Origin of the sequence: Streptomyces sp. NBC_00076 (genome assembly GCF_045041235.1) — a bacterium.
In the GTDB taxonomy this organism is placed as follows: Bacteria; Actinomycetota; Actinomycetes; order Streptomycetales; family Streptomycetaceae; genus Streptomyces.
Window position 1 is genome coordinate 908396 of the sequence record NZ_CP108242.1, and the last position, 25120, is coordinate 933515.

Below are 25120 nucleotides of genomic sequence, written 5' to 3' on the forward strand. Positions count from 1 at the left end.
CCCTACTGCCCGCTGTCGGAGTTGAGGCCGTCGATCTTCTTGCCGACCCCTGCCAGTCCGCCGGCGGCGTCCTTCACCTTGCCCTGCTCGTAGTCGAGGAGGAAGGCGCGCCAGGTGTCCATGTCCTCGATGCCGGCCGGGGTGAGCGTCTTGTAGGAGGAGTGCGGGTTCTGGAAGATGTCGACGAACGGCTTCCAGTGCGGGTCGTCCGCCTTGTCCCAGGCCTTGAGCGCGGCGAACGTGCTCGGGACGTTGTAGACCGTGTCCGCGAGGGTGTTCAGGAACGTGGTGTCGGTGGTGAGCTGCTGGAGCGCGAAGAACGCCTCCTGCTTCTGCTGGGAGCCCGCGGACAGATAGGCGACGGTGCCGAGCGTGGCGCCCGCGCCGTAGGTGCCCGAGGACCCGTCCAGGACCGGCATCGGTACGACGCCGTAGTCGAAGTCCTTCTTCTCCGTGGCGATCTCGCCGACGTGCCACTCACCGTCGTACTCCATCGCCGCGGCGCCGGTCAGCAGCGGGTTGCCCGCGTCGTCCGCGTGCGGCTGGTAACGGCCCACGAACTTCTGCACGTTCGCCTTGCCGTAGTAGTCGATGAGCTCCTGGTCCCAGGTGAGGATCTGCTGCCACTTGGGGTCGGAGGCGAAAGTTGTTTTGCCGTCCTTGCCGTAGAAGTCGGTGCCGCTGTGCGCTCCGACGAAGAGGTAGCGGTTGACGTCGTAGTCGGAGCGGGGGACGAAGCCGTAGGTCTTGATGGAGCCGTCCGCGTTCTTGACCGTCAACTTCTTCGCGTCGGCGGTCAGTTCGGCGAGGGTGGTAGGGGGCTTGGTGATGCCGGCCGCGGCGAACATCTTCTTGTTGTAGTAGAGCGCGAACGCATCGGTCAGCAGCGGCAGCGCGCACTGCTTGCTCTGGTAGCGGGTGTAGACGAGGGTCGCGGGCGGGAAGGTCTTGGCCGTGTCGATCTTGGCCGAGGACAGGTAGGGGCCAAGGTCGGCGACCGTGCCGTTGTAGCAGAACTTCGCCACGTTGTCGGGTGTGGAGCTGATGAAGACGTCGGGCGGGTTGCCCGCGGCGACCGCCTTGGCGTAGGCGGCGTCGTCCTTGTTGGGCACGAACTTCACGGTCAGCCACGGGTACTTGGTGTGCAGTCGGCTCAGTGTCGCCTTGAACGCCGCCACTTCGTTGGGAAGGTGGTTGAACGTCCAGACCGTGACGGTGGTGGCCTTGTGCGAGGCACCCGGCGAGATGGCGGAGTCGGGCTGTGAGGAGGCGGGCCCGGATGACGTACAGCCGGCCAGCAACAGCACGCCGGCAGCCGTGACTGCCGCGGCCCCGGTGATAGGTTTGAACACTGATCGTCCTTCCTCGGAGACGGGATTTCCTGGGTGACGGATCGGTCGTCGGTCGATCGGGCGCGACAACGCCCGGTGACCTTGAGCGGCGGCGCTGTCCGGCAAGACGGCGTCGCCGCGGTGTTGTAGGACACAGCAGTTTTTCGAGACACAGCAGTTTTTCGAGGCACAGCAGGTTTTCGCGGTACAGCGGTGTTACGGGGTACAGCGGTTCTCAGGACAGGGACGACGGTGGCGCTGTCTGTGGGACGGGAGTGGTGGTGGCGGCGGCGAAGGCGGCCTCCCGGGCCAGCTCCGCCGACATGGTCGTGGCTCCGGTGAGCACGGCGTCCGGACCGAGGCCCGACACGACGATGGGCGGCCGGAACGTACTGAAATCGGCCAGATGACGGGTGACCGGTTCGAGCAACAGGTCGCCGTTGGCGCCAATGGCGCCCCCCAGCACGATGAGTGCCGGGTCGATGAGGGGTACGACGCAGGCCACCACGTAGGCGACGCTGCGGGCGGTGTCGTCCACGATCTCCAGCGCGCCGGGGTCGCCGGCGCGGGCGAGTTCGAAGACGGTGCGCGGGCTGCCGTCACCGGGCAGCCCGAGCCGCTGGGCCCGGTCGCTGATGTAGCGCGCGCCCAGATGTTCCTGCACGAGGTCCCGGCGCTGCCCGACCGGCGCGACCATACGGTCACTGGGCAGGTAGCCCGCCTCACCGGCCACACCCGTGGCACCCCGCCGGACCCGGCCGTCCACGACCAGCCCGAGTCCGAGCCCGACACCCAGGCTGACCAGGACGAAGTCGTCGGTGTCGGTACCGAGTCCATGGGTCCGCTCGGCCAGCGCGGCGAGGTTCACGTCGTTCTCGAGGACCAGCGGCACCGGCATCGCACGGCCGAGCGCCTCACCGATCCCCCGCCCGGCGTCTGGAAGTCCGGCGGCGTACGACAGGTGGCGTCCGTCCGAGCCGACCGCGGCCGGCAGTCCCGCGACGACCTGGGTGATGTCCCGCAGCGGCCGGCCCACCTGCTCGGCCAGGTCCACGCACATGTCCAGGACCTGTCCGACGAGCGCGTCCCCACCGCGGTCACCGTGCTGCTCGGACTCGGCCCGTCCCCGTACCCGGCCGGTGACATCGGCGACCGCGGCGCGGATCCTGCGGTGCCCGACGTCCACGCCGATCGCGAAGGCGCAGTCGGCGTTCACCCGGTACTGCGCCGGCGCCGGACCCTTGCGGCCCGTCACCGGGCCCACCTCGGTGATCACCCCACGCTCCAGCAGCAGCCCGACCGCGGCAGCCACCGTGGGCCGTGACAGCGGGATCCGCCCGGCCAGATCGGTGGTCGTGACCGGGCCCTGGTCGTCGATCGCCTCCAGCACGGCACGGCCGTTGAGCGAACGCAGCAACCGCTGCGGGCCTGCTGGATAACGACGGGTCACGGTGCCCTCGTCTCGGCGTCGGAGTTCTGTAAGAAAGAAAGTTGCTTATTTATACGCGCGCACATGGCCGGAATCAACCCTTGGCCCCCACCGCAATTGGGTTGCGGCGGTAAGGACGAGCCCGGTGAGGTATCTCCATGGACGGCGTCGCTGGACCGCTTTCCCGCAGTCCGCGTTGGCCGTTGCCGTCGCTACGCAGGCGGTGGGCATGCTCGGCTTGTACGCGGCCGGCAGCGACCCGATGGCGGCGGTGGTGTTCCTGGTGCTGATGGGCGGCGCGCTCGGCCCGGTCTTCATGACCACCCAGAACGCGATGTTGCGGTGCGCGCCGAGTCGCACGGACATCGCACTCGCGGCGAACTCCGGTGCCTACAACCTCGGCATCGCGGCGGGCGCCGCGATCGGGGGACTGGTCCTGTCGCTGGCCGACGTACGGGGCGCCTTCCTCGTCGGCGGCCTGCTGACCGTCGGGGCCTGCACGGTGCTTCTCGGCGGGCGGCTGCTGCGTTGCCGGTCGGCGGCTGACGGCGGCTGACGGCGGCTGACGGCGGCTGACGGCGGCTGACGGCGGCTGACGGCGTGAGCAGACACGGAGTAGCGCATCCGCAGGGCGGGCGGCGGCGGCCGACTTCCTCAACCCACGTGGCTACTCCTGGAGTTCGAGCATGGGTTCGCCGCAGGATTGGCATTCGGCGAAGACGTCCAACTCGTTGAGTATCTCGGCGTATTCGGGGTGGCCCTTGAGGGCCGCCGTGGCGGCGAGCAGGTAGCGGGTCGTGATCTGGTCGTGTTCCGCCGTGGCCAGCGTTTCCGCCAGGAGAGTCATGGCCTCGGGGAGGGCTCGCCGGTACGCGTCCGCGAGGTCGTCGGGCAGGTCGACCGGGACCTCTCCGAGTGCGCCGGAGCACATGGCCACGAGGCCGATGACGTACAGGTAGTCGCTGCGCTCGGCCGGAGGAAGGCCGCGCGCGATCGTGACGAGGTGAGGCACGGCGGCGTAGGCAGCCGGCCAGGCGGTGCCCTCGGAGCACAGGTAGGGCCACAGGTCGTTGAAGCGCTCGCCGTTCGTGGGATGGGCCACCAGGAGTCGCAACTCGTCGGGGACGAAGGGGGCGTCCTGCGCGCCCTGTCCCAGTGACCAACCCCGATGGTCAAGGGCGGGCCAGCGCGGGTCGTCCAAGGGCATCATGGCCGGGAGTCTAGAGGTCTCCGGTACTCCGGTGGCGGCCGTGTCGTGGTCACCGTCTCTCTTGCGTCGGGGCATCGCCGGTCGGCGGGCTTCGAGGAGGACAGGACGTAGTACCGCGGTACTAACGGGCCCCGCCGGATTCGGTTCCGCGGTACGGGATGGTCCCCCGGTACCGCTCCTAGGTTGAGATCGCGGGTCAGTCAGGCCCAGCTCACCCAATGATCTCTTCTCCTGGTGGGAGTAATCCGTGGCCACCTTCCTCTATCGGCTCGGCCGGCTGACGTTCCGGCGACGACGCCTCGTCGTGATGTTGTGGATCGCCGTCCTCGCCGCCATCGGCATCGGCGCCATGAGTGCGCCCGGCACCTCCTCCGGGGCCCTGAGCGTTCCGGGCACGCAGTCGCAGAAGGCGATCGACCTGCTGCGGAAGGAGTTCCCGCAGGCATCCGCCGACGGCGCCACGGCGCGTGTGGTGTTCGAGGCGCCCGACGGGCAGAAACTCACCTCCGGCGCCAACAAGGCCGAGGTCGAGTCCCTGGTGGCGAAGCTGGAGAAGTCACCGCAGGTGTCGGGCGTCTCGGATCCGTTCACCAGCGGTCTGGTCAGCAGGTCCGGCACCATCGCCTACGCCCAGGTGTCCTACGAGGTCGCCCAGGCCGACGTCAGCGGCGCGGCCCACGCCGTGCAGACCGATGTCGTCCAGCAGGGCGAGAAGGCGGGCCTGAAGGTGAGCCTGGGCGGCAACGCCGTCGAGAGCAAGTCCGCGAGCAAGGCGGCCGAGCTGATCGGCGTCGGGGTCGCCGCCGTCGTCCTGGTGATCACCTTCGGCTCGATGATCGCAGCCGGACTGCCTCTGCTCACCGCGATCCTCGGGGTGGCCGCGGCCGTCCTGTCGGTCACGCTCGCCACGCACTTCTTCGACCTGGCCTCGTCCTCCACGACCCTGGCACTGATGCTGGGCCTGGCCGTCGCCATCGACTACGCCCTGTTCATCGTCTCCCGCTACCGCAACGAGATCCGCGACGGCCACGAACCCGAGGAAGCGTGCGGACGTGCCGTGGGCACCGCCGGGTCGGCGGTCGTCTTCGCCGGCCTGACCGTGATCGTCGCGCTGAGCGGCCTGAGCGTCATCGGTATCGGCATGCTCACCTCGATGGGCCTGGCCTCGGCCTTCGCCGTCGCCATCGCCGTGATCATCGCGCTGACCCTGCTGCCCGCCGTCCTCGGCTTCGCCGGCCTGCGGATCATGAAGGGCACGTTGCACACCCGCCGCATGAAGGCACTGGAGCGCGGCGAGGGCGAGTCGATGGGCGTGCGCTGGGCGAGGTTCGTCACCCGCAACCCGGTCAAGGTGCTCGCGGTGTCGGTGGTCGGCCTGGCCCTGCTGGCCATCCCCACGATGTCCCTGAAGATGGCCCTGAACGACGACTCCGGAAAGCCCCCCGGCACCACCCAGCGCATCGCCTACGACACCCTCAGCGAGGGCTTCGGGCCGGGCTTCAACGGACCGCTCACCGTGGTCGTCGACGCCCGGGACAGCGACAGTCCCAAGGCAGCCGCCCAGGACGCGTACACCATGCTGAGCAAGCTGGACGATGTCGCGGCCGTCCGTCCTCCCTCCTTCAACCAGGCCGGCGACGTGGCCCTGCTCGGCGCCGTCCCCAAGAGCGCCCCCACCAGTGAGGCCACCAAGGACCTCGTGGGCGAGATCCGTGACCACGGCACCGCTCTGCACCAGGAATCCGGTGCCGACCTGATGGTCACCGGCCTGACGGCCGTCAACATCGACGTCAGCACCAAGCTCTCCGACGCCCTCGTGCCCTACCTGGCCATCGTCGTCGGTCTGGCCCTGATCCTGCTCCTGCTGGTCTTCCGGTCGATCGTGATCCCGCTCAAGGCCGCCCTGGGCTTCCTGCTCAGCGTGGTCTCGACCCTCGGTGTCCTGGTCGCGGTCTTCCAGTGGGGCTGGCTGAAGGACCTCTTCGGCGTCGACCAGACCGGACCCATCGTCAGCCTGCTGCCCATCGTGCTGATCGGCGTGGTGTTCGGACTCGCCATGGACTACGAGGTCTTCCTCGTCTCCCGCATGCGGGAGGAGTACGTCCACGGTGCCGAACCCACACAGGCCATCGTGCGGGGTTTCCGGCACAGCGGCCGGGTGGTCACCGCGGCCGCGGTCATCATGGTCTCCGTCTTCTCCGGATTCCTCCTCGACGACGAGGTGCTGATCAAGTCGATCGGGCTGGGGCTCGCCGCCGCCGTGTTCCTGGACGCCTTCGTCGTCCGGATGACCATCGTCCCGGCGGTGATGGCCCTGCTCGGCCACCGCTCCTGGACTTTGCCGAAGTGGCTGGACCGCATCCTGCCCGACGTGGATGTCGAGGGCGAGAAACTGCGCCACGCGCTCGAAGCCGAACAGGCCGAACAGGCCGAACAGACGGACTCCGCGCCTGAACTCGTACCCGCCGGTGTCGCCGCCGGTATCCACACGGAGTCGGACGGCCACGGCGCTCCCCATCCCACGGGCGTCCCCGCTTCTGCTGTCACGGACGAGCCGGCACCTGCCCAGCAGGCCCCGGGGAATGCCTCGGGGAAGGCCCGAGGACTGTCCAGGTTCAAGCAGCGCCTGACACGGGGCGGAGACGCCGTCGTCCCCGCCGACACGACGGAGTCAAAGGCAACGGTACGCCGGAAGCTGCTGAAGAACCGGAAGCTGCTGAAGAACCCGATGCGCAGGAGTTGACGAGAGCGACCCGTAACACCGGCTTCCGCACCGGCTCCTGACGTGGCGGCCGACTCTCACCGGCCGTCTCCCCCCGCCCCGCCCGTCGGCCCGATCCCCCCGGGCCGGCGGGCGGCCTGACATCGCGAAGGGCCCATTCCGTGACCGCACCGAGTGCCCCCGCTCCCGCCCCACGCCCGGACGAGCGCCAGTTCCTTCAGGCCCTGACGAGCGATCCCGAGCAGCGGGTGATCGTCTCGGTCGTCTCCCGGCTCGCCTCGTGGCGGCGGGCCGACCAGGCCCACCCCTGGGTCCGGCGGTGGGGGGTCCCGGTCTTCTGCTTCGCGGGCGGCAGCGACGCGTACCTCAATCCCCACAACGTCGGCAATCCCCAGCTGCCGCTCGTCCTCGCCTTCTGTATCCCGCTGCTGTGGCGGGAACGACGCCCCATGCTGGTGTTCGCCCTCACCACGGCCGTTTCCGTCGCGTCTCTTCCTCTGGGTGTGCTGACCGGTGCCGAATTCGCCCGGGTGGTCGCTCTCTTCAATGTCGGCCGTCACTGCACCCCACGCCGGCTGGCCGTCGCCACCGGTGTCACCCTCGTGCAACTCGTCGCATGGGCCTACTTCTTCTGGCGCGGCCAGCAGCTGGAGTACGTCACGCGTCCGGAGCCCGTGACCTTGATGGTGATGGTCGCCGTAGTGGCGTTCGCGGCACTGGGCCTGCTGGTGCGGCTGGCCTACGCCTACATCGACGCCCTGAAGAAGCAACGCGACCAACAGGCCCGCCTCGCCACCGCGCAGGAACGCGCCTGTGTCTCCCGCGAGATGCACGACATCCTCGGCCACACCCTCGCCGTCATCGTCGGCCTCGCGGACGGCGCAGCCGGCCTCACCGAGACCGAACCCGAACGCGGCGCCCAGACCCTCCGCACCATCAGCGTCAGCGGCCGCGACGCCCTGGCCGAACTTCGCCGCCTGCTCGCCGTCATCGGCGACGACCGCCACGGCCGGGACCGCCACGGCCAGGACCGCTCACACGACGTCCCGCTCGCCCCGCAGCCCGGCCTCGCCGACCTCGACGCCCTGCTCGACCGAGTCCGCGCCGCCGGCCCGACCGTCGCCCTGCACGCACACGGCGACCTCACCGAACTGGCCCCGGGACTCCAGCTGTCCGCGTACCGCATCATCCAGGAGGCCCTGACCAACACCGTCAAGTACGCCGCCTCCGACAGCTCGGTCCACGTCTCCATCGCCGCCGACCCCGACAGCGTGCGCCTCACGGTCGAGGACACCGGCCCGCCCCGTACCCCGCGTGCACGCGTTGGCCGGACGGGCAGCGGGCGGGGCCTGATCGGCATGCGCGAGCGCGCCGCCCTCTACCGGGGCGAGGTCACCGCCGGCCCCCACCCTCACGGCGGCTGGACCGTCCACGCCGTCCTCATCACCAACCCGCCGGTCAACTCCCTTGAGAGGCAACCCGCTTGACCATTGCCCCCACCGTCGACGACCAAGCGCCGCAGCGGACTGGGCTTCGGCATGCTGCTGGAGGCTCCGCCCTGGCCTCCCCGTCGTCGGCGGGGCCACGGACCAGCGCGGCAGTCCGTACCGCCCCGGACTCCGCCGATGCCGTCCTGACGGATCGGTGTACGACCCATGCCGCAGGACTCGCCGACCGGCGTGACCGCACCTCCGCCCCGAGTCGACGCACCTTCCTACCCCGGTACCGCTCGGCCCCTCCGTATTCGGTCCCACGGTGCCGATGACAAGCGCGTTTCCCCGCCTAGTTTGACGGCAGGTTCGCACACGCCCTCATCCCCACCTGCTCCGGGCAAGCCTTCCACCTCCCCCAGCCGGCCCTGCCGGTCCCGCTCCGGGCACCGCCGCCCCTCGCACACAGCCGCCTGGCCTGCGGTTCCGCCCAGCAGTTGGTCATCCGTGACGACGACAGGAGAGAAACCCATGGGACCGTACGCACGCGCAGGTCTGGCCGGAATCATGAGCTGCGGCGTTCTGCTCACCGCCGTCCTCATCGGACGACCGGACGGCACCTACGACAACGCCAGGGACGAGCGCCCGCAGCCGGGACCCTACGTCGCTCTCGGCGACTCCTACACCTCCGGCCCGAAGATCCCCCGACAGACCGGGACACCGGTCGGCTGCGACCGCTCCGACCACAACTACCCCGCACTGGTGGCACGCCAACTCGGCGTCAGAGCCTCCCACTTCCATGACATCAGCTGCAGCGGCGCCACCATCACCAGGCTCACCTCGCCGCAGACGACGTCCAACGGCACCAACCCCGCCCAGCTTTCGGCCCTCTCGACACGGACGCGGCTGGTCACCCTCGGCATCGGCGGCAACGACATCGGCTTCGGCTCGACGGTCACGCGATGCGTCACGATGGGGTCGCTGTACCGCGCGACCAGCGGCGGACGCCTCTTCTCCGACACCGCGCCCTGCAAGAAGCAGTACGTCGACGGCGGCACCGACGAAGTGGCACAGAAGATCCAGGCGACCGGCCGACAGCTGTCCGCGGCGCTGGCCGAGATCGAACGGCGCGCTCCGAAGGCCCGCGTCTACGTCGTCGGCTATCCGGCGATCCTGCCCGCCGAAGGGAAAGGCTGCGGCAAGGAGCTGCCTCTCGCGCCCGGTGACGCGACCTACCTGTACGACAAGGAGAAGCAGCTCAACACCATGCTGCGCGAGCAGGCCGAGGCCGCCGGAGCAGCGTACGTCGACACCTACTCCCCGTCCGTCGGCCGCGACGCCTGCTCCGCTGAGCACACGCGCTGGATCGAGCCTCTGCGGCCCACCAGGCCGGCCGCCGCCGTCCATCCGAACGCGCACGGCGAGCAAGGCATGGCCGATGCCGTGCTCCGCGCGATCGGCGACTGATCGACACCGTCCCTTGCATCGCATCGACGACAGCCCGCCCCGCACACCATTCGCTCGCCGCTCCCTCCGCCCGGCCCCGCTCGCCACGACCCCGTGAGGCAGACCGTGGACCACTCATCGCAGCCGCAAGGAGGATGAAACCTAGTACCGCGGTACTAGCCGGTGTCGCCGCATTCCCGCCCGCAGTGCCGTAGCGCCCCTTGATACCGCTTCTAGGGTGAAGTCCGGGCCAGGTCGGGCCCGTCCATGCAATGACCCCTTCTCTGGCGGGAGCAACCCCGTGGCCACCGTCCTGCACCGACTCGAGCCGGTCGGCGTTTCACTCCGACCGTGGGTTGCCGCCTCGTGGATCACCGTCCCGACATCGGCGATCCTCAGCGGCTCGTCGCAGGCCCCCTGGCCGGCCGCCTTGAGACTCGCCGTGGCGTCACGGTCCGCCTCGCCTCCACCGTGTTCGCGGGCCGGAAGTCGCGCCGCGCAGTCGAAGCCCGGCAGGGCGCCCACCCCACGGCCGCCTTGTTACCGGGGTGGGCCCCCGGCTCCGGCGACGCGGGCGCCGGCCAGGCCAGGACGACCGCCGAACCAGAGCCGCTGTCGGCCGTACGATCACGGAAGGACGGTCGGCCCCGGTCGGCGTTCTCCCCCCAGTCGCCGCCCCTCCGCCCATTCACCGGGGGCCGGCGAGCGGCTCGCCTGCACCGCGAAGGGCACAGACCTTGACCTCCACGCCCCGCTGCCCTCGAAGAGAACGGCACCCGCACATGATCCGCGCCATGATCGTCGACGATGACGCCCTGGTCCGCCTCGGCCTGGCCGACCTCCTCGAAGGCGACCAGGGCATCGAGGTGGTGGCCCAGGCCGCCGACGGCCTCCAGGCGATCGAGCAGGCCACGGCACACCGCGTCGACGTCGCGCTCGTCGACGTACGCATGCCCCGCATGGACGGCATCACCGCCACGCCCCGGCTGCGGGCCCTCCCCCATCCCCCGAAGGTGATCACTCTGACCACCTTCGACCTCGACGAATACGTCTACGACGCCCTCGCCGCCGGAGCCGACGGGTTCCTCCTCAAGGACACCGACCCAGCCGAAATACTGCGCGCCGTGCACCTTGTGGCCGCGGGATCGGCCATGCTCCACCCCACCGCGGCCCGCCGCCTCATCGACCGTTACCACGCCACCAACCAGCCCCAAGTCGCCGCGGCCCAGGCCCGTTTGGAGCGGCTCACCCCACGCGAACGCGACGTACTCGCCCTGCTCGCCCAGGGCGACACCAACGCCGACATCGCCACATGTCTCGCCATGCGCGAGAGCACCGTCAAGGCGCACGTGAGTCGCATCCTGACCGCGCTGGAGGTCACCAACCGCGTGCAAGCCGCCCTCGTGGCCCGCGACGCAGGCCTCACCACCTGACCAGAACGGCACCGAGCATGGTGTCACTGCCAGGTATCGGCCTGGTGGGGTGCCGAGTTGTCAGTGGCAGGCCGGAGCTCCGGAACCCGGACGACGGCGGAGGCGTTCTCATCTGTTGTAGAGGGGCGGGCCGACAGGTTCGCCGAGGTGACGAACGGGGACGACACGATGAGCGACAAGGCCCGGAAACTGTTCGAGGCGCTCGATCTCGACGAGAACGGAACGCTCACCCGCGAAGAGGTGATCATCGCCCTGCGGACGAAGGGCCCGACGCTGGCGGCGTCCGGGGACCTGCCGTTCTGGGCCGTGGGAGACGCCGATGCCTCCTCCGCGCTGTTCGACGCCGCCGACCAGAACGGGGACGCCGTCCTGACCCTGGAGGAGTTCGCCGCGGTCGTGGACCGCCGTTTCGGCTGGCGCTGACGGCGGGGCGGCCGAACCGGGTGAAGACCAGTGCCGGGCGTCCCGTCCCATCGGTCCGCCACTGAGCTCCGACCGGCGGCGCGTTCCTCTGGTGCATCGCCGGAGCCGTACCGCGAGCGGGGGGGAAACCGACCTCAGCGTCATGGCGTCCTGAGTAGCGAAACACGATCATGACCGTACGAATGAATGGGATGATTCGGATGGATATGGCCGCCTCGGCTTCCACAGAGATTCACGCCCGTCGCAGGGCGTTACTGGCCCTCGGCGCCGGAGCGGCGCTGACGGTCGCCGTACCGACCGCGGCACACGCTTCGACGGCCGGCGGGGCAGAGCTGTCCCGGCAGTTGAGTGACCTGGAGCAGGAGTATTCCGCGCGTCTCGGAGTCTTCGCCCACGACATCGCCACCGGGCGGACAGTGGCGTACCGCGCCGAGGAACGCTTCCCGATCTGCTCGGTGTTCAAGACGCTCGCCGCCGCGGCGGTCCTGCGGGACCTCGACCAGAACGGTGAGTACCTGGCCAAGCGGATCCACTACACCAAGGATTACGTCACGGCCGCGGGGTACGCACCGATCACGAGTACGGACGACAGCGTCGCGCGCGGCATGACCGTCGAGGAGTTGTGCTCCGCCGCGGTCTCCCACAGCGACAATGGGGCGGCGAACCTCCTGATGATCGAACTGGGAGGGCCGACCGCGATCACCCGGTTCTGCCGCTCGCTCGGGGACCGGACGACGCGGCTCGACCGGTGGGAACCCGAGCTGAACACGGCGGAACCGTGGCGGAGGACCGACACCACCACCCCTCGCGCGGTCGGGCAGACCTACGCGCGGCTCGTCCTCGGGCGAGCCCTGGCGCACGAGGACCGGGAACGGCTGACCGGGTGGCTGATCTCCAACTCCACCAATATCGAGCGCTTCCGAGCGGGCCTGCCCGACGACTGGACGCTCGCGGACAAGACCGGGGGCGGACCGGCCTACGGAATCGCCAACGACGTGGGCGTCGTCTGGCCTCCCGGTCGGCCGCCCCTGGTCCTGTCCGTCCTGTCGACCAAACTCGCTCCCGAAGGACCTACGGACAACCCATTGGTAGCCAGGGCCGCCGCGCTGGTGGCGGCAGCACTCACCTGACCCGGCAACCTGCTTCGCGCGGCTCGGATCGGGGCGCGTCCCCCTCCCCGCTCCGTTGAGGTCCCTGCCCCTCCTCCGCGAACCGAGTCCCGTGCCCGGACCGTGCCGCACGCCGCCTGGCGCGGCCCGGCCCCGGGCACGGCCCGAGAGCGTCACCGGCGGCCAGGACCACGATCTGTGGCACGCCGTCGGCGGACGACCGTGTAGGCGCACAGCAGGAGCAGCGCCAGGAGCGACACGCAGCCGACGGCCGTGCCCAGCCGCAGACCGGGCGGGTGGAAGGTGCAGGTGACGCTGGTCGTGGAGGCGTCGAGGGGGACGGCGATCAGTCCGTAGTACTGCCCGGCCGGTGCGGCGGAGCCGTCGTCCGCGGCGCAGCGCCATCCGGCGATCCGGGGAGCCGCGACGAGGGCGGTGCCCGTGCTTCCGGCGGGGAGTGTGGCCCGTATCGTGCCGCCGGATACGGTCACTTCGCTGGCACCGGTGGTCTTGAGGCGTTCGACGGCGGAGTGCAGCCGGGTGGTGTCCAGGCAGCCGATCGCACCGTCCGGGACGACGCTCGTCCGGTTGGGGGACAGCTCGACGCGCAGGCGTCCCGAGGCCGGGGCCGTGCCGAGCCGCTGCATGGCGGCGATCTTGGTGACGGGGTCGGACCGGAACCGCCCGGTCAGGCCATCGGCAATGTCGCCCGTGAGTCGTGCGGTGCCCGCGAAGTGCGGCGCCCAGAGGTACACCTCGCTGCCTGCCGGGCACTGGGTCGTGATCGTCGGCTTCCGTACGGCGGTCTCGGGATCGAGGGCTCCGATGCGCACGCCCGGCGGCTCGCCGTCGCTGCGGTGCGGCGGCTTCCCGGTGCTGGTCCGTACCGTGAGGCGGGGCACGGTGTAGACCCGGGTGCCCAGCAGCAGTTCCTGGTTGCGGTACGGCGACGGCCCGAAGGCAAAGACGCCCGTGCCTGCGGAGGCGGCGGGCGGTCGCACCGTCACCAGGGGAGGTACGTCCCGCCGTGTCACGGTCACCCGGGTGCCGTCCTGCGGGAACCAGTTCTGGTGCGGGTCCGGCGGGGAGTGCACGCGGGCGCCGACGGAGAAGATGACGTCCGTGACGGCGTTGTCCAGGCTCTGCAGACTGCGGCCCCCCGAGGTCCAGCCGCCCCCGAGGGCGGTGAGGGTTCGGAAGAGCACGTCGGAGGTGTGGCTGCTGTAGTACTGGGCGCCCTGGCCGCCCACCAGCAGCGGATCGTTGCCGACGGTCTGCTCCCGGCCGGCGTCGGTACGGTAGCGGGGCCAGCCGTCCACCTCGTCTATCGCCTGCGCCTGCTGTTGTCGCCGGTCCCCCCAGGGCGCGTAGTCGTCCATGTGCCCGAGCCGCATGCGGGTGGCCACGGCGGAGGTGGCGGTGGCCTCGCCGAGTTGGGTGCCGACGAGCAGCGCCACGGCGAGTACGGCAGGCAGAGCGCGGCGCCCGTTGCCGACGGAACGTTCGCCGTCCGTGCGGCGGAGCAGGGCCAGCCCGCCCAGCGCGCCCGCCGCGGCGCCGAGCAGCACCGGCCAGGTGAAGGAACGCACCAGGTCGCTTCGGCTCGCGATGGCGGTGATGAGCGCGAACAGCGCGCCTGCCGCACACAGCGCGCGCCGGTCGGGCGGCCCGTACGAGAGTGAGTGCCAGGCCCCGATCACCAGCAGCGCGCACAGCACGAAGGTCTCGCGGTACGAACTGCCCTGCGGTGGGGTGAACGCGTGCCAGAGAAGTTGGGTCGGGCCCCACTGCATCGAGAGCGTCATCCCGGCCACCAGCAGGGTCCACCCGGTGCGCACCCGCCTGGGAGCCGCGCGGTGGAAGGGCAGGGCGAGGGCCAGCAGCAGAGCCGTGGTCCCCACGTAGACCGCCGGCGAACTGAAGCTGTACGTGGTCGGCAGCAGGCGGGCCAGGAGGTCCTCCGTCGCCACCGGCGTGAAGTTCTTGAATCTGCCCGGCGAGGCGTGCGTGGTGCCGAAGTAGACCACCGTCACCAGCGGGGCGGCGAGGCCGATGCCGAGTACGACGGTGAGGCCGGCTCGGCCCGCCGCGGCGAGTCTTCGGCGACGTGGGAGATCGGAGAGCGACAGCCGCAGAAGCAGCACGAGACCGGCCGCGAGGGTGGCCATGTAAGCCGTGTAGAAATTGGCGATCCACGCGGCGGCCACGACCACCACACCGAGGACCTGACGCCGTCCGTCGAGCAGCCATTCGCCGACCAGGCACAGCAGCGGCAGGGCGATGAGCCCGTCCAGCCACATCAGGTTGTACGCGGCACTCGCCACGGTCCACCCGCACAAAGCGTAGGACGCCCCCAGCAGTCCCGCCGCCCACCAGCGGCCCGGCCGCAGGCTCAGCAGGAGCCAGGCCATGACGGCGCCGGCGGACGCGACCTTCATCACGGTGATCACATACACCGCGAGGTCGATCCGGTCCCGCGGAAACACCGCCACGAGCAGGGCGAACGGGCTGGTGAGGTACGTACCGAGGTCGGGAAGGAAGCTGGAGCCGTACCCGGACTGCCAGTTGAGGAGGAGACCGCCGTCGGCCCTTCCGTGCAGCAGATCCCACAGGTGTTCGTGGAACGGCACGTACTGGTTGCCCAGATCGTTGACGCTCCGGGTGCGGGGGCCGAAGGGGTAGCTGCGGGCGATGACATCGGCGGCGCAGAAGGCGGTGACGGTGACGATCGCCGCGAGCAGCGCGGCGGCTTGCCCCGGTCCGGTCGGGCGCGGCAGGCGGACTCGGCCCGGACGGTCGCGCGCCGGGCCGGACGGCGGATCGGCCGGCCGGTCCGGCGCGGGGACGGGGGTCAGGGTTGTCGGTTTCACACCCCGCCCCCGCCCGGGCGTCGCAGTGCGTTCCGGTGGGAAATGCCACCTTGTAATGCGGCCGGATACAGGGTCGAACAGTGCATGCTTGACAGCCCCCAGAGCATTCGGGACGCGTGGCGTCCCGGCCGGGGATGTCACCCCCGCCTCGTCGATTCGCCGACTTAGACGGGCCTTGCGTCCGGTTGGTTGTGCCAACGCAGGAAAAGACGGATGCGAATTCGAATTCGGGCGCAGGGCTTTTGCATGGAGTCCGTTAATGGCGAGTGAACGGGAGTTGTCCGGCGCATTGTTCGAGAGTTACTGACTTCACGTAGCAGTTGTGGATGGGACGGCGGTCGTGAGGCTCTGGTTTCCCGCGGCCCGAGTGGATCCCGTTGCCGGCTGTCCCCGCGCTGTCTGGAGAAACTGGCCGCGTACCTCGATGAGGGCCCGGGCGGCCTGCGGGGGGCTACATCTGCTTCGAGGACGAAGCAGGGTTCCCCCGCAAGCCGCCACGGGGACGAACCCGGGGCCGGCGAGGGCGCACCCCGGTCGTGACCGTCAGCGGGCGCCGCTCAGGGCGCCTGCCGGTGGCCGGGCTGATCGCGATACGGCCGGGCTCGCGCACCCGGCCGTGTCACCGGCCGCGCACCCAACGAGCGGGCAGGAGCGCACGCCGCAGCATGGGCGAGCGGGACGTCATCGCGCTCATCGACGACGTCCACCAGCTCGTCAAGGCACCGATCGTGCCTTGATCTGGGACCGTCTGAACACCCACGTCTCCCACGCCATGCGCGAGCTGACCGCCGAGCGGGAGTGGTTGACGGTGTTCCTGCCGCCCGCCCACTCGCCCGATCTCAACCCCGTCGAGTGGGTATGGGCACACGTCAAGCGGAGCTTGGCCAACCTCGCCGTGGGCGCGCTCGAGCGGCTCGAACCCCTCGTCCGTAACCGGCTCGAGCGCCTTCAGTACCGGCCCGACACCCTCGACGGCTTCATAGCCGGCACCGGCCTGACCCTCAACGAACCCACGTCACCTTGACGAGCCGAAGTCAATAACGCCCACTCAGGCGATGATCCGGTCGAAGGTGTTCCAGCCGTGGCCGATCTGACGACTACTGCCATACGGCACGCCGTCGTCACGCACGAAGTTGTTGGCATACAGCCACATCGTCCCGTCCGGCTTCAACGCCACCAGATCCGTAAACCCATCCCCAGTCGCATCAGCCGCAACGATCCGATCAAAGGCGTTCCAGCCATGACCGATCTGACGACCACTCCCATACGGCACGCCGTCGTCACGCACGAAGTTGTTGGCATACAGCCACATCGTCCCGTCCGGCTTCAACGCCACCAGATCCGTAAACCCATCCCCAGTCGCATCAGCCGCAACGATCCGATCAAAGGCGTTCCAGCCATGACCGATCTGACGACCACTCCCATACGGCATACCGTCGTCACGCACGAAGTTGTTGGCATACAGCCACATCGTCCCGTCCGGCTTCAACGCCACCAGATCCGTAAACCCATCCCCAGTCGCATCAGCCGCAACGATCCGATCAAAGGCGTTCCAGCCATGACCGATCTGACGACCACTCCCATACGGCATACCGTCGTCACGCACGAAGTTGTTGGCATACAGCCACATCGTCCCGTCCGGCTTCAACGCCACCAGATCCGTGAACCCATCCCCAGTCGCATCCGCCGGGATGATGCGGTCGAAGGCGTTCCAGCCGTGGCCGATCTGACTACCACTGCCGTACGGCATACCGTCGTCACGCAGGAAGTTGTTGGAGTACAACCACATCGTGCCGTCGGACTTCGACGCCACCAGGTCGGAGAACGAGTCACCCGTCACACTGTGGCCAGGGGTGTCGGGCTCGGAGCTAGCCATCGACCATACGGCGTTTGCGATGGCGACGCCGTCCGGGGTGGCGTCGTAGTACCGCGACGGAAACTCGGAGACTTGGACTTGCTGGCATATCTGCCCGATCGGATCGTCGCGCCAGTCGAATTGGAGCATTTTGCCGAGGAACCGGTTGGTCGCGTAGACGGGGTTGAGGATCTGCTCGACCGTTCCCCATCCCTGGCTAGGCCGCTGCTGGAAGAGCCCGACGCTGTCGCGGTCGCCGTAGTTGAGGTTGCGGATGGTGGACTCGACGATTGTGGTGGTCACGGCGATCTGGGCAGCGCGGACCGGCATTTCGCGGCTCTTGACGGTTGCGATGATGACCCGGGCGCAGGAGACGCGGTAGGCGGTCATCTCGCCGCGCATGCTGCCGGTCAGTTGTCTGTTGAGCTGGCTGGCCATGGTGGCGTCGGCGGCGGTGATGCCGTTGGGGTCGCATGGGACGGTGTCGGCGGCCTGTGCCGGGGCGGAGAAGGTCAGCATGGCCGACGCCGTGAGCAGGAAGGTAGTGAGGAGTCCGGCCAGCGGCGGGACGCGGAAAGGTCGCACGGTTGCTCCAGCAGTCATGAGGAGTGGGGTGCCGGCCGCTGTGGGTGGGCGGCCGGCACCATGGGGGCGACGTCAGGCGATGATCCGGTCGAAGGTGTTCCAGCCGTGGCCGATCTGACGACTACTGCCATACGGCACGCCGTCGTCACGCACGAAGTTGTTGGCATACAGCCACATCGTCCCGTCCGGCTTCAACGCCACCAGATCCGTAAACCCATCCCCAGTCGCATCAGCCGCGACGATCCGATCAAAGGCGTTCCAGCCATGACCGATCTGACGACCACTCCCATACGGCATACCGTCGTCACGCACGAAGTTGTTGGCATACAGCCACATCGTGCCGTCCGGCTTCAACGCCACCAGATCCGTGAACCCATCCCCAGTCGCATCAGCCGCAACGATCCGATCAAAGGCGTTCCAGCCATGACCGATCTGACGACCACTCCCATACGGCATACCGTCGTCACGCACGAAGTTGTTGGCATACAGCCACATCGTCCCGTCCGGCTTCAACGCCACCAGATCCGTGAACCCATCCCCAGTCGCATCAGCCGCAACGATCCGATCAAAGGCGTTCCAGCCATGACCGATCTGACGACCACTCCCATACGGCACGCCGTCGTCACGCACGAAGTTGTTGGCATACAGCCACATCGTCCCGTCCGGCTTCAACGCCACCAGATCCGTGAACCCATCCCCAGTCGCATCCGCCGGGATCATGCGGTCGAAGGCGTTCCAGCCGTGGCCGATCTGACTACCACTGCCATACGGAGCGCCGTCGTCACGCAGGAAGTTGTTGGAGTACAACCACATCGTGCCGTCGGACTTCGACGCCACCAGGTCGGAGAACGAGTCACCCGTCACACTGTGGGTGGTCCTTCCGGGCTCCTCCCACTGCCACCAGCTTGTCTGCTGGCGGGCACCAGCCCAGCTGAGACTGAAGTGGATGTGGTCCATGTGCGGATTGCTGCCGTTGTACTCCCGCCACCCGTCTGCGGCTTGGCTCGACGACCAGATCCGGTCGTTCCAGATCAGGTACATGATCCCGAGCCGCCGGGCGTTGGCGTGCTTGTTGCCGTACCTGTCCGTCTTCAGCAGCCAGGTGAGGATGTCGTCGGCGACAGCGCGCTCACCTAGGTTGTTGTAGTTGAGCATGTAGTCCAGCGCACGGCCTTCCTTGTGCTCACTCGTGCCACCGGCATCGCAGGCGCGGGTGAAGTAGGAAGTGTGAGAGCCGTACGCCTCGTTGAGCAGGTCCCGGAGACCCCGAGTGCCCGGCTTGACGGTCGGATCACAGGTGTCCTGGGAGTCGTTGGCGGCATACGCGTCGATGGCCGACCCGAAGTCCGGGGTCGACGGCGCGGCCGACGCGGGCGTCGCAACTAGGATCGTCGCCGCGGCGACGACGAGGCCCACCATCCAGGCTGTCAGCGCGGTGGCCGGCCGCCACCGGCTCCATAAGTGCGGACCGGCGGACGGTATCGAGTCCGCCTGGGGTCTTGCCCTCGTTCTGAACACGGCACTCCTTCGGTCGAGTCTTCCGGGAGGGCGTGCCGGTCGGTTCGCTACGCCCTGGTTGGTGATGTGCATGGTGTCCCCGTTGAGTTCGTTGGCTTGGTTCTGTGCTGACGCGCTCGTCGCCACGGATCCGGCTGCTGACTGTGCGACTCGCCGTGCACCGGCCTTGCGGCATCCGACGGCACAGTCTGGGGTGCCTTCCGCGCGTGGAGTACCTGTAACTTTTCAGGGTGCTTGTTGCCGCGTGGAGATCGGGGTGCTGACCGTCCGCGGGCGCAAGCTGTCAGATGGACAAAGGACAATCCCGCGTTCGTCGGCGCCCGAATGAGGGTGGTGAACTCCGTGGCCATGCCCAGAGCGCACCAACCAGCTCCGCTCCTCAGGTTCAGAAGCAGGTTCCGCGTACGTCGTCTCCGGTACGGCGGATGTGACCTTGCCGGAGTCCCACAGGTCGGGCCGTCCCGAGCGCAGGCGCTCGAGTGAAGAGGCCGCCTAGACACGGTAGGCGCTCTGCAGGGCGCCCGGGGCACGGGCGGTGGTCTGCCAGCTGAGCACAGGGGTGGTGTCGTCGATGCCGAGCCCATCGTCCAGGTGTTGGGTCCGCAGGTGGGCTGGGGTGAGCGTGCCGGTGGTCGCGGCGGACGCGTGGACGCTGCCGGACGCGGTGACGAAGGCGGTCACCGCGGCGGGCAACAGCAGGGCGAGGCGCCTGCGTCCGACGCGGGGCCTTGATCTGGGCATGGGAGTCCTTCGGGAAGGGGTTCCTGGGTGCGGGCGGCCCTTCAGACGCGGTCCAGTACGGCGGTGACGCGACGCTTGAAGCGCAGGGTGACCGGGCCGAGCAGGCCGGAGGGCAGGGGCTTGTTGCGTTCGTTGGAGAGGGTGTTGGAGACGCGCCCGGCGAGGCGGTTGCGTCCGGGGACGAGCAGGCCGGTGATCTCCGTGACGAACGGCGCCCACAACAGCGGGGCGAGTGCCTCGCCGTTGACGGCCACGCCGGCCACGTCCCGTACGTCGCCGAGGTCGAGCAGTACGCGCCGGCCGTCGAGGACGGCGTGGTCCACGCCGATCTCCCTGGTGTAGGTGCCGGTGCCGGAGAACAGCGGGGCGTACGCGGTCCAGCTGCCGAGCGGGCCGCTGACCGGGGTGTCCCCGTCCCGGTCCAGGGTGAGGGTCCAGTCGCCGGTGACGGGGACCGGGGTGAGCGGGTCGTCGACGCGGACCGTGCCTCGGTACGTGCGCCCGGCGTCGGTGCCAGAGAGCCGGTGGGTGCCGGGAGAGCCGGTCTCGACGGTGGCGCGCAGGGTGCGGCCGTGCCGTTCGACGGAGAGGACGTCGAGCGTGGCATCCGTCAGGTGGGGCTGGACCGACGCGCCCTGACGCACGACGACGATCCGGGTCTCGTACGGCGCGAAGGCGAGCGGTACGTGCAGTCCGCGCCTGCTCGCCCGGTGGACGGGCGCCGGTGCGGTCCTGCCGGTCGCGGGGTCCCACAGCTCGGGGAAGCCTTGGGCGGGCAGGACCGCCGTGGTCGTAACGGCGGTGGCGCTCTCGTTGTTGAACAGGAACGCGGTGTCCTTGCCCCTGGTGACCCGCAGTGCCCGGATCGTCTCCAGGGCGGGTTCGAGGACGGCCGCCGCGGCCCCGGCGTCGTGGGCTGCGGCGCCCAGGGCGGCCACGTCGGCGACGCGCAGCGCCCGTCCCCGACCGAGAGGGCGGCTGCCGGGGACGGTGTCGCCGAACAGGTCGTGCAGCTTGCGGCTCAGGGAGCGGTCGTTGCCGTCGGCCTCGTCGGCGGGCAACGCGCCCACCGCGACGACGGTCCCGCCGGCCCGGACGAACGCGTCCAGGACGCGGACGGTCGCCGTGTCCAGGGTCGGGGTGAGAGGCAGGACGACGAGGTCGTAGCGGGCGGCTCCCACAGCGAGGCGTCCGGACCGCACCCGCGCGTGAGCCAGCAGCTCCGGGTCACCCGTCAGAGCGCCCTCGTGGAGGAGGTCGAAGTCGACCTGGGCGCGTTCCAGCGCGTAGGCGGCACCGGAGAGGGCACCGTCGACCTCGCCCTGCCGGTCGGTACCCGTCCACTGTTCGGCGGCCCGCTGGAGCTGGAGGATCGCCGTGCGGGCGGCGGACGTGCCTCGGCCGGCCTCCATGACCCGCCCGATCCACTCGGCGAGCGGACGCATGGACCACCACCACGGCGCCCTGGGACCGAAGGGCGGCGGGAAGTAGACGACGGCCTCGTCGGTCCACAGCGCGTGCAGGACCGTCAGGTTGACCCCGCGGGCCGCCTGCGCTCCGACGGTCGCGTGCACGAAACCGGGCGTGACCTGCCAGCCCATGTTGCCGAACATCTCCATCAGGGCCCGCTCCCGGCCCATCTGGTGGGCGACCGAGACCGGGTTGCGCGGCAGCATGGTCTGCTGTCCGGCCACGTACTCGGCGGTGATGATGTCACCGCCGGGGACCTGCGCCCACTGGTGGACCTTGTGCAGGTCGCCGGTGGTGGGGATCCGCTTCGCGGGCGCCGCCTCGTCGTAGAGCGGGTTGGTGAGAAGAGGATCACCTCGTACATGCCCTTGTCCCGCAGGTCGGCGAGTTGCCGGTCGACGAGTTCCGGGGTGACTGGGCCGTTCCAGTACCAGTAGACGGTGGGGCGGCTGTCCTTGGGCGGGTCGGTGAAGCGCCGTGTGGTGAAGGCGGCGGGGTCGGTGACCGGTGCGGAGTCCCGGGACGTGGCGGAGGCGGGCGGTACGGCGAGGCCCAGGCCGGGCAGGCCCACCGCCGCTGCGGTGCCGGCGCTCGCCGCGGCGACGAACCCGCGTCTGGACAGGGGGACTTGAGGGGCGGGGCCGGAGTTGGTGGGCTGAGTGGTGTCGGACATGCGTGAGCTCCTGCGGAGTACGGCGTGCGGGCGCGGCCGTGACGTGAAGGGAAGGGTGAGACGGAAAGGGGGGCGAGTGCGGGTGGTCCGAAGCGCTCAGCCGAGGGCCAGGCGAGCCACTTCGGACGCGGGCAGGGCCCTGTTGTGCACCCGGAGGTCGCGCACGGCTCCGTGCAGGTAGGGGTGGGTGCTGTTCTGGGAACGTCCGAGGAAGCTGCGGGTGGTCACGCCGAGCAGCAGGGGGCTCGCGACCATGGCGGGGTTGCGGCCCGTCTCGGCGCCGTCGAAGTAGAGCACGCCGGTGCCGCCGCCGAGAGTGAGGGCGACGTGTGTCCAACGGCCCACGGCCAGCGGTCCGTTCGCGTCGATGAAGTCCTCGCGTTCCATTCCCGCGATCTTCAGGGCGGCACGGGCGCGTCCCGCTCCGGTGGTGGCGGCCAGGAACAGGTAGGTGTCCTTGTGGTAGCCGAAGTCGAAGACGCGTGCCGAAGCGGCGAGGGTGTCGACCCAGACCCGTACGCTGATCGTCAGCTCGTCCAGGCGGCTCAACAGACCTGCGGGCAGGGCGACATGCCCGCCGCGTCCGTCCAGTGACACGGCGGGGCCCGTGCCGTCGTCCGCCCACGTGGCGCCCGCGGCCAGGGCCGCGGCGGTGAACGTGCCGGTGGAGTCGGCGGCGGTGGTGCCGGTTCGCTCGTCCAACGGGTAGCGCGCGACATCCCGTTCGCGGCTGCGGCGCGGAGTCACCGCCCAGTAGACGTTGTAGCGCTGGTGGTGCACCTCGTGAAAGGGGCGCAGTGCCACGGCGCGGCCGTCGGCGAGTGCGGTGAACCGCGTGGAGGTGCCGGGGACGGGCCGCAGCGAATCCGGGCGGATCGTCGGCAGCGTGGCGAGGTCGGTGTCGCCGTACTGCCCCGTCAGTACCAGGGGGCCGTATGACAGCGATGTCACCTGGGGGTTGTCGGGGGCCGGGGTCCATACGGGCCTGCGTGGGAGGAACAGTTCGACCGTGGCGCCGGTGCGCCAGGTCCGTTCGACCGTGGCGTACGTGCCGGGACGGAGCGGGGTAGTGACGGGGTGGCCGTCGACCTTCAGTACGGCGGTGCGTCCGGTGTCCGCCACCCAGGCCGGGATCCTGATCCGCAGCGCGAAGCGACCTCGGCCCGCGGTGACGGTGAGCCTCGTGTGCCCCTCCGTCGGGTACCGCGTCTGCTGACGGACCGTCACTCCCAGCCGTGACCAACGCACTTCGGAGGGAATGAACAGGTTCACATAGAGAGCCGGTGGGTCCGAGGCGCGGGAGCGGAAGTAGACCGAGTCTGCGAACTTGGTGTGGGTCTCCAGCCCGGTGCCGTGGTCGCAGGAGAAGTTGTCGTAGTCACCGCTGTAGCTGCCCGGGGCCGAGCCGAGACCGCCCTTGGGTTCCCGCCGCGAGCCCGCCCACAGGCCGGTGTAGTAGGTGACGAAGCCATGCGCGGAGTCGGGATCCTGCTCCGCCAGCATCTGGTTGTAGAGCGTCCACTCGTAGTGGTCCATGAACTCCGCCCGGTGGGGGCGGTGCAGGAAGAGGTGGCGCCCCAGCTTCAGCATGTTGTAGCTGTTGCAGTTCTCGCAGGTGACCTCGGAGAGCCTGCCGGCGATTTCGTCGGGCGGCCCGAAGAGTTCCTGGTTGGAATTGCCGCCGATGGCGTACGAGTGGTGGCGTACGACGGTGGTCCAGAAGGCGTCCGCGATGTCCAGGTAGCGCCGGTCCCCCGTCGCCTCGAAGGACGGGACCGCCCCGACGACCTTGGCGATCTCGGTGTTGGCGTGCCGTCCGGCGAGCTCGTCGCGGCCGGCGGCGAGCGGCGCGTACAGCTCCTCGTGGTCGAAGCGGCGGGCGGTGCGCAGATGCGCCGGATCGCCCGTCGTCTGGTGGAGCCGCGTCAGTACGTCGTTCATGCCGCCGAACTCCACCCTGAGCAGGCTCTGCATGCGCTCGTACGACAAGGGCGCGGTGCGGGCATCGGCCCATGCGGCCATCCCCCGCAGAACGTCCAGGGCTTCGCGGTTGCCGCTCAGCCGGTACTGGTCCAGCAGTCCGGCCATGATCTTGTGCAGCGTGTAGTACGGAGCCCAGGGCTTGCCGCCCGCCTCCAACTGGTCGAAGACCGACTCGGGGAACGCGGAGAGGTAACCGGGGGTGAAGCCGGCCGCCGGGGCGGCCCGCTGACACTCGGCGAGCGCCGAGACCAGGGCCCGGCCCTTGTCGTCGTACGCCCGGTCACCGGTGCCGGCGTGCGCCTGGGCCAGGGCGCTGAGGAGATGACCGGTGGTGTGGCCGCGTAACTGGACGTCGGGCGCCTCCCATCCGCCGCAGGGTTGCGCCGAGGACGGCAGGCCGACGGTCAGACGGAAGGTGTGCAGAAGCCGGTCGGCGTCCACGAAGAGCAGATAGGCGCAGGTGCGGCGCATGTTGGCGAGGAAGGGACTGTCCAGGAGTCGGACCTCGGACAGGTCGAAGGCGGCCAGGGAGGGTCTGGTTCCCGGTCTGGCGGCGGCGGGACGAGCGTCGGCGAGTGGGGTGGCGTGGGCAGCCGCGGCGGGTCCGACCCCGGTGACGGCCGCCGCGGTCGTGACGGCCGTGCCGGTGAAGAGGACCTGGCGGCGGGACGGACCGGTGGTTTCGCGGGGTGCTGGCAACGTGCCGGACTCCCTTCGGGGGCGGAGCAGCACGAAACGGCCAGCCCCACTTCGGCGCCGACGGGCGAAGTGCTGCGCCGCACGGGATTGAATCGTTTTACGGTGCAGCCGCAGACGTTAAGCTCGGCCATGACAGGCGTCAAGGCTTTTCACATGGCTTGATCGAAGCACTTGGGGGACCCGTCAAGAAAGT

The 25120-nt window shown here is 69.6% G+C and carries 18 protein-coding genes and 1 pseudogene; 9 read left to right on the forward strand and 10 right to left on the reverse strand.

Going from position 1 to position 25120, the window contains the following annotated elements; all coding sequences use genetic code 11:
* Positions 1-2 precede the first annotated feature (2 nt).
* Positions 3-1352, reverse strand: coding sequence for an ABC transporter substrate-binding protein (locus OHA64_RS04340; RefSeq protein ID WP_405608045.1), 1350 nt, complete (start codon positions 1350-1352; stop codon positions 3-5).
* A 214-nt stretch (positions 1353-1566) separates the two neighbouring features.
* The gene (locus OHA64_RS04345; RefSeq protein ID WP_405608048.1) at positions 1567-2781 is read right to left on the reverse strand and encodes an ROK family transcriptional regulator; all 1215 of its coding nucleotides are present in this window, start codon (positions 2779-2781) and stop codon (positions 1567-1569) included.
* A gap of 160 nt (positions 2782-2941) precedes the next feature.
* On the opposite strand from OHA64_RS04345, the pseudogene OHA64_RS04350 reads away from it, so the two are divergent.
* Positions 2942-3316: pseudogene (locus tag OHA64_RS04350) on the forward strand (MFS transporter); the annotation flags it as partial.
* Between the two features lie 111 nt (positions 3317-3427).
* On the opposite strand, the gene OHA64_RS04355 reads toward OHA64_RS04350, so the two are convergent.
* Positions 3428-3970, reverse strand: coding sequence for a hypothetical protein (locus OHA64_RS04355; RefSeq protein WP_405608051.1), 543 nt, complete (start codon positions 3968-3970; stop codon positions 3428-3430).
* 247 nt (positions 3971-4217) lie between these two features.
* On the opposite strand from OHA64_RS04355, the gene OHA64_RS04360 reads away from it, so the two are divergent.
* From OHA64_RS04360 to bla, 6 genes are all read left to right on the forward strand, one after another.
* Positions 4218-6713 (forward strand): MMPL family transporter, encoded by a 2496-nt coding sequence (locus OHA64_RS04360; RefSeq protein ID WP_405608053.1) that lies wholly within the window; start codon positions 4218-4220, stop codon positions 6711-6713.
* 140 nt (positions 6714-6853) lie between these two features.
* Complete coding sequence (locus OHA64_RS04365; RefSeq protein WP_405608056.1) at positions 6854-8179, forward strand: sensor histidine kinase; 1326 nt, start codon at positions 6854-6856, stop codon at positions 8177-8179.
* A 474-nt stretch (positions 8180-8653) separates the two neighbouring features.
* On the forward strand, positions 8654-9589 hold the full coding sequence (locus OHA64_RS04370) for an SGNH/GDSL hydrolase family protein (RefSeq protein ID WP_405608059.1): 936 nt from the start codon (positions 8654-8656) through the stop codon (positions 9587-9589).
* 761 nt (positions 9590-10350) lie between these two features.
* The gene (locus tag OHA64_RS04375) at positions 10351-11001 is read left to right on the forward strand and encodes a response regulator (protein ID WP_405608062.1); all 651 of its coding nucleotides are present in this window, start codon (positions 10351-10353) and stop codon (positions 10999-11001) included.
* 168 nt (positions 11002-11169) lie between these two features.
* The gene (locus tag OHA64_RS04380; RefSeq protein WP_405623862.1) at positions 11170-11424 is read left to right on the forward strand and encodes an EF-hand domain-containing protein; all 255 of its coding nucleotides are present in this window, start codon (positions 11170-11172) and stop codon (positions 11422-11424) included.
* Between the two features lie 206 nt (positions 11425-11630).
* Positions 11631-12554: a class A beta-lactamase gene (gene bla / locus OHA64_RS04385; protein ID WP_405623863.1), complete on the forward strand. Its 924-nt coding sequence runs from the start codon at positions 11631-11633 to the stop codon at positions 12552-12554.
* A 152-nt stretch (positions 12555-12706) separates the two neighbouring features.
* On the opposite strand, the gene OHA64_RS04390 is transcribed toward bla, so the two are convergent.
* A complete protein-coding gene (locus tag OHA64_RS04390) occupies positions 12707-15403 on the reverse strand; it encodes a YfhO family protein (protein ID WP_405608065.1) in 2697 nt (898 codons plus the stop codon).
* A gap of 536 nt (positions 15404-15939) precedes the next feature.
* Between OHA64_RS04390 and OHA64_RS04395 the strand changes: the two genes are divergently transcribed.
* Positions 15940-16140 carry a hypothetical protein gene (locus OHA64_RS04395; protein ID WP_405608068.1) on the forward strand — a complete coding sequence of 67 codons (201 nt, stop codon included), beginning with the start codon at positions 15940-15942 and terminating at the stop codon, positions 16138-16140.
* On the forward strand, positions 16137-16427 hold the full coding sequence (locus OHA64_RS04400; protein ID WP_405608071.1) for a transposase: 291 nt from the start codon (positions 16137-16139) through the stop codon (positions 16425-16427). The genes OHA64_RS04395 and OHA64_RS04400 overlap by 4 nt, the downstream gene beginning before the upstream one ends.
* Positions 16428-16451: 24 nt before the next feature.
* Here the strand turns inward: OHA64_RS04400 and OHA64_RS04405 are convergent, their stop codons facing one another.
* The 6 genes from OHA64_RS04405 to OHA64_RS04430 form a co-directional block, all read right to left on the reverse strand.
* A complete protein-coding gene (locus tag OHA64_RS04405; RefSeq protein WP_405608074.1) occupies positions 16452-17861 on the reverse strand; it encodes a tachylectin-related carbohydrate-binding protein in 1410 nt (469 codons plus the stop codon).
* A 54-nt stretch (positions 17862-17915) separates the two neighbouring features.
* Complete coding sequence (locus OHA64_RS04410) at positions 17916-19262, reverse strand: tachylectin-related carbohydrate-binding protein (protein ID WP_405608077.1); 1347 nt, start codon at positions 19260-19262, stop codon at positions 17916-17918.
* Positions 19263-19853: 591 nt separating this feature from the next.
* A complete protein-coding gene (locus OHA64_RS04415; RefSeq protein ID WP_405608080.1) occupies positions 19854-20102 on the reverse strand; it encodes a hypothetical protein in 249 nt (82 codons plus the stop codon).
* Positions 20103-20143: 41 nt separating this feature from the next.
* Positions 20144-21796, reverse strand: a complete 1653-nt coding sequence (locus OHA64_RS04420; protein WP_405608083.1) for a glycosylhydrolase-like jelly roll fold domain-containing protein — start codon at positions 21794-21796, stop codon at positions 20144-20146.
* Positions 21721-22245 carry a twin-arginine translocation signal domain-containing protein gene (locus tag OHA64_RS04425; RefSeq protein ID WP_405608086.1) on the reverse strand — a complete coding sequence of 175 codons (525 nt, stop codon included), beginning with the start codon at positions 22243-22245 and terminating at the stop codon, positions 21721-21723. The genes OHA64_RS04420 and OHA64_RS04425 overlap by 76 nt, the downstream gene beginning before the upstream one ends.
* Before the next feature lie 96 nt (positions 22246-22341).
* The gene (locus tag OHA64_RS04430) at positions 22342-24927 is read right to left on the reverse strand and encodes a beta-L-arabinofuranosidase domain-containing protein (RefSeq protein WP_405608089.1); all 2586 of its coding nucleotides are present in this window, start codon (positions 24925-24927) and stop codon (positions 22342-22344) included.
* Positions 24928-25120 lie beyond the last annotated feature (193 nt).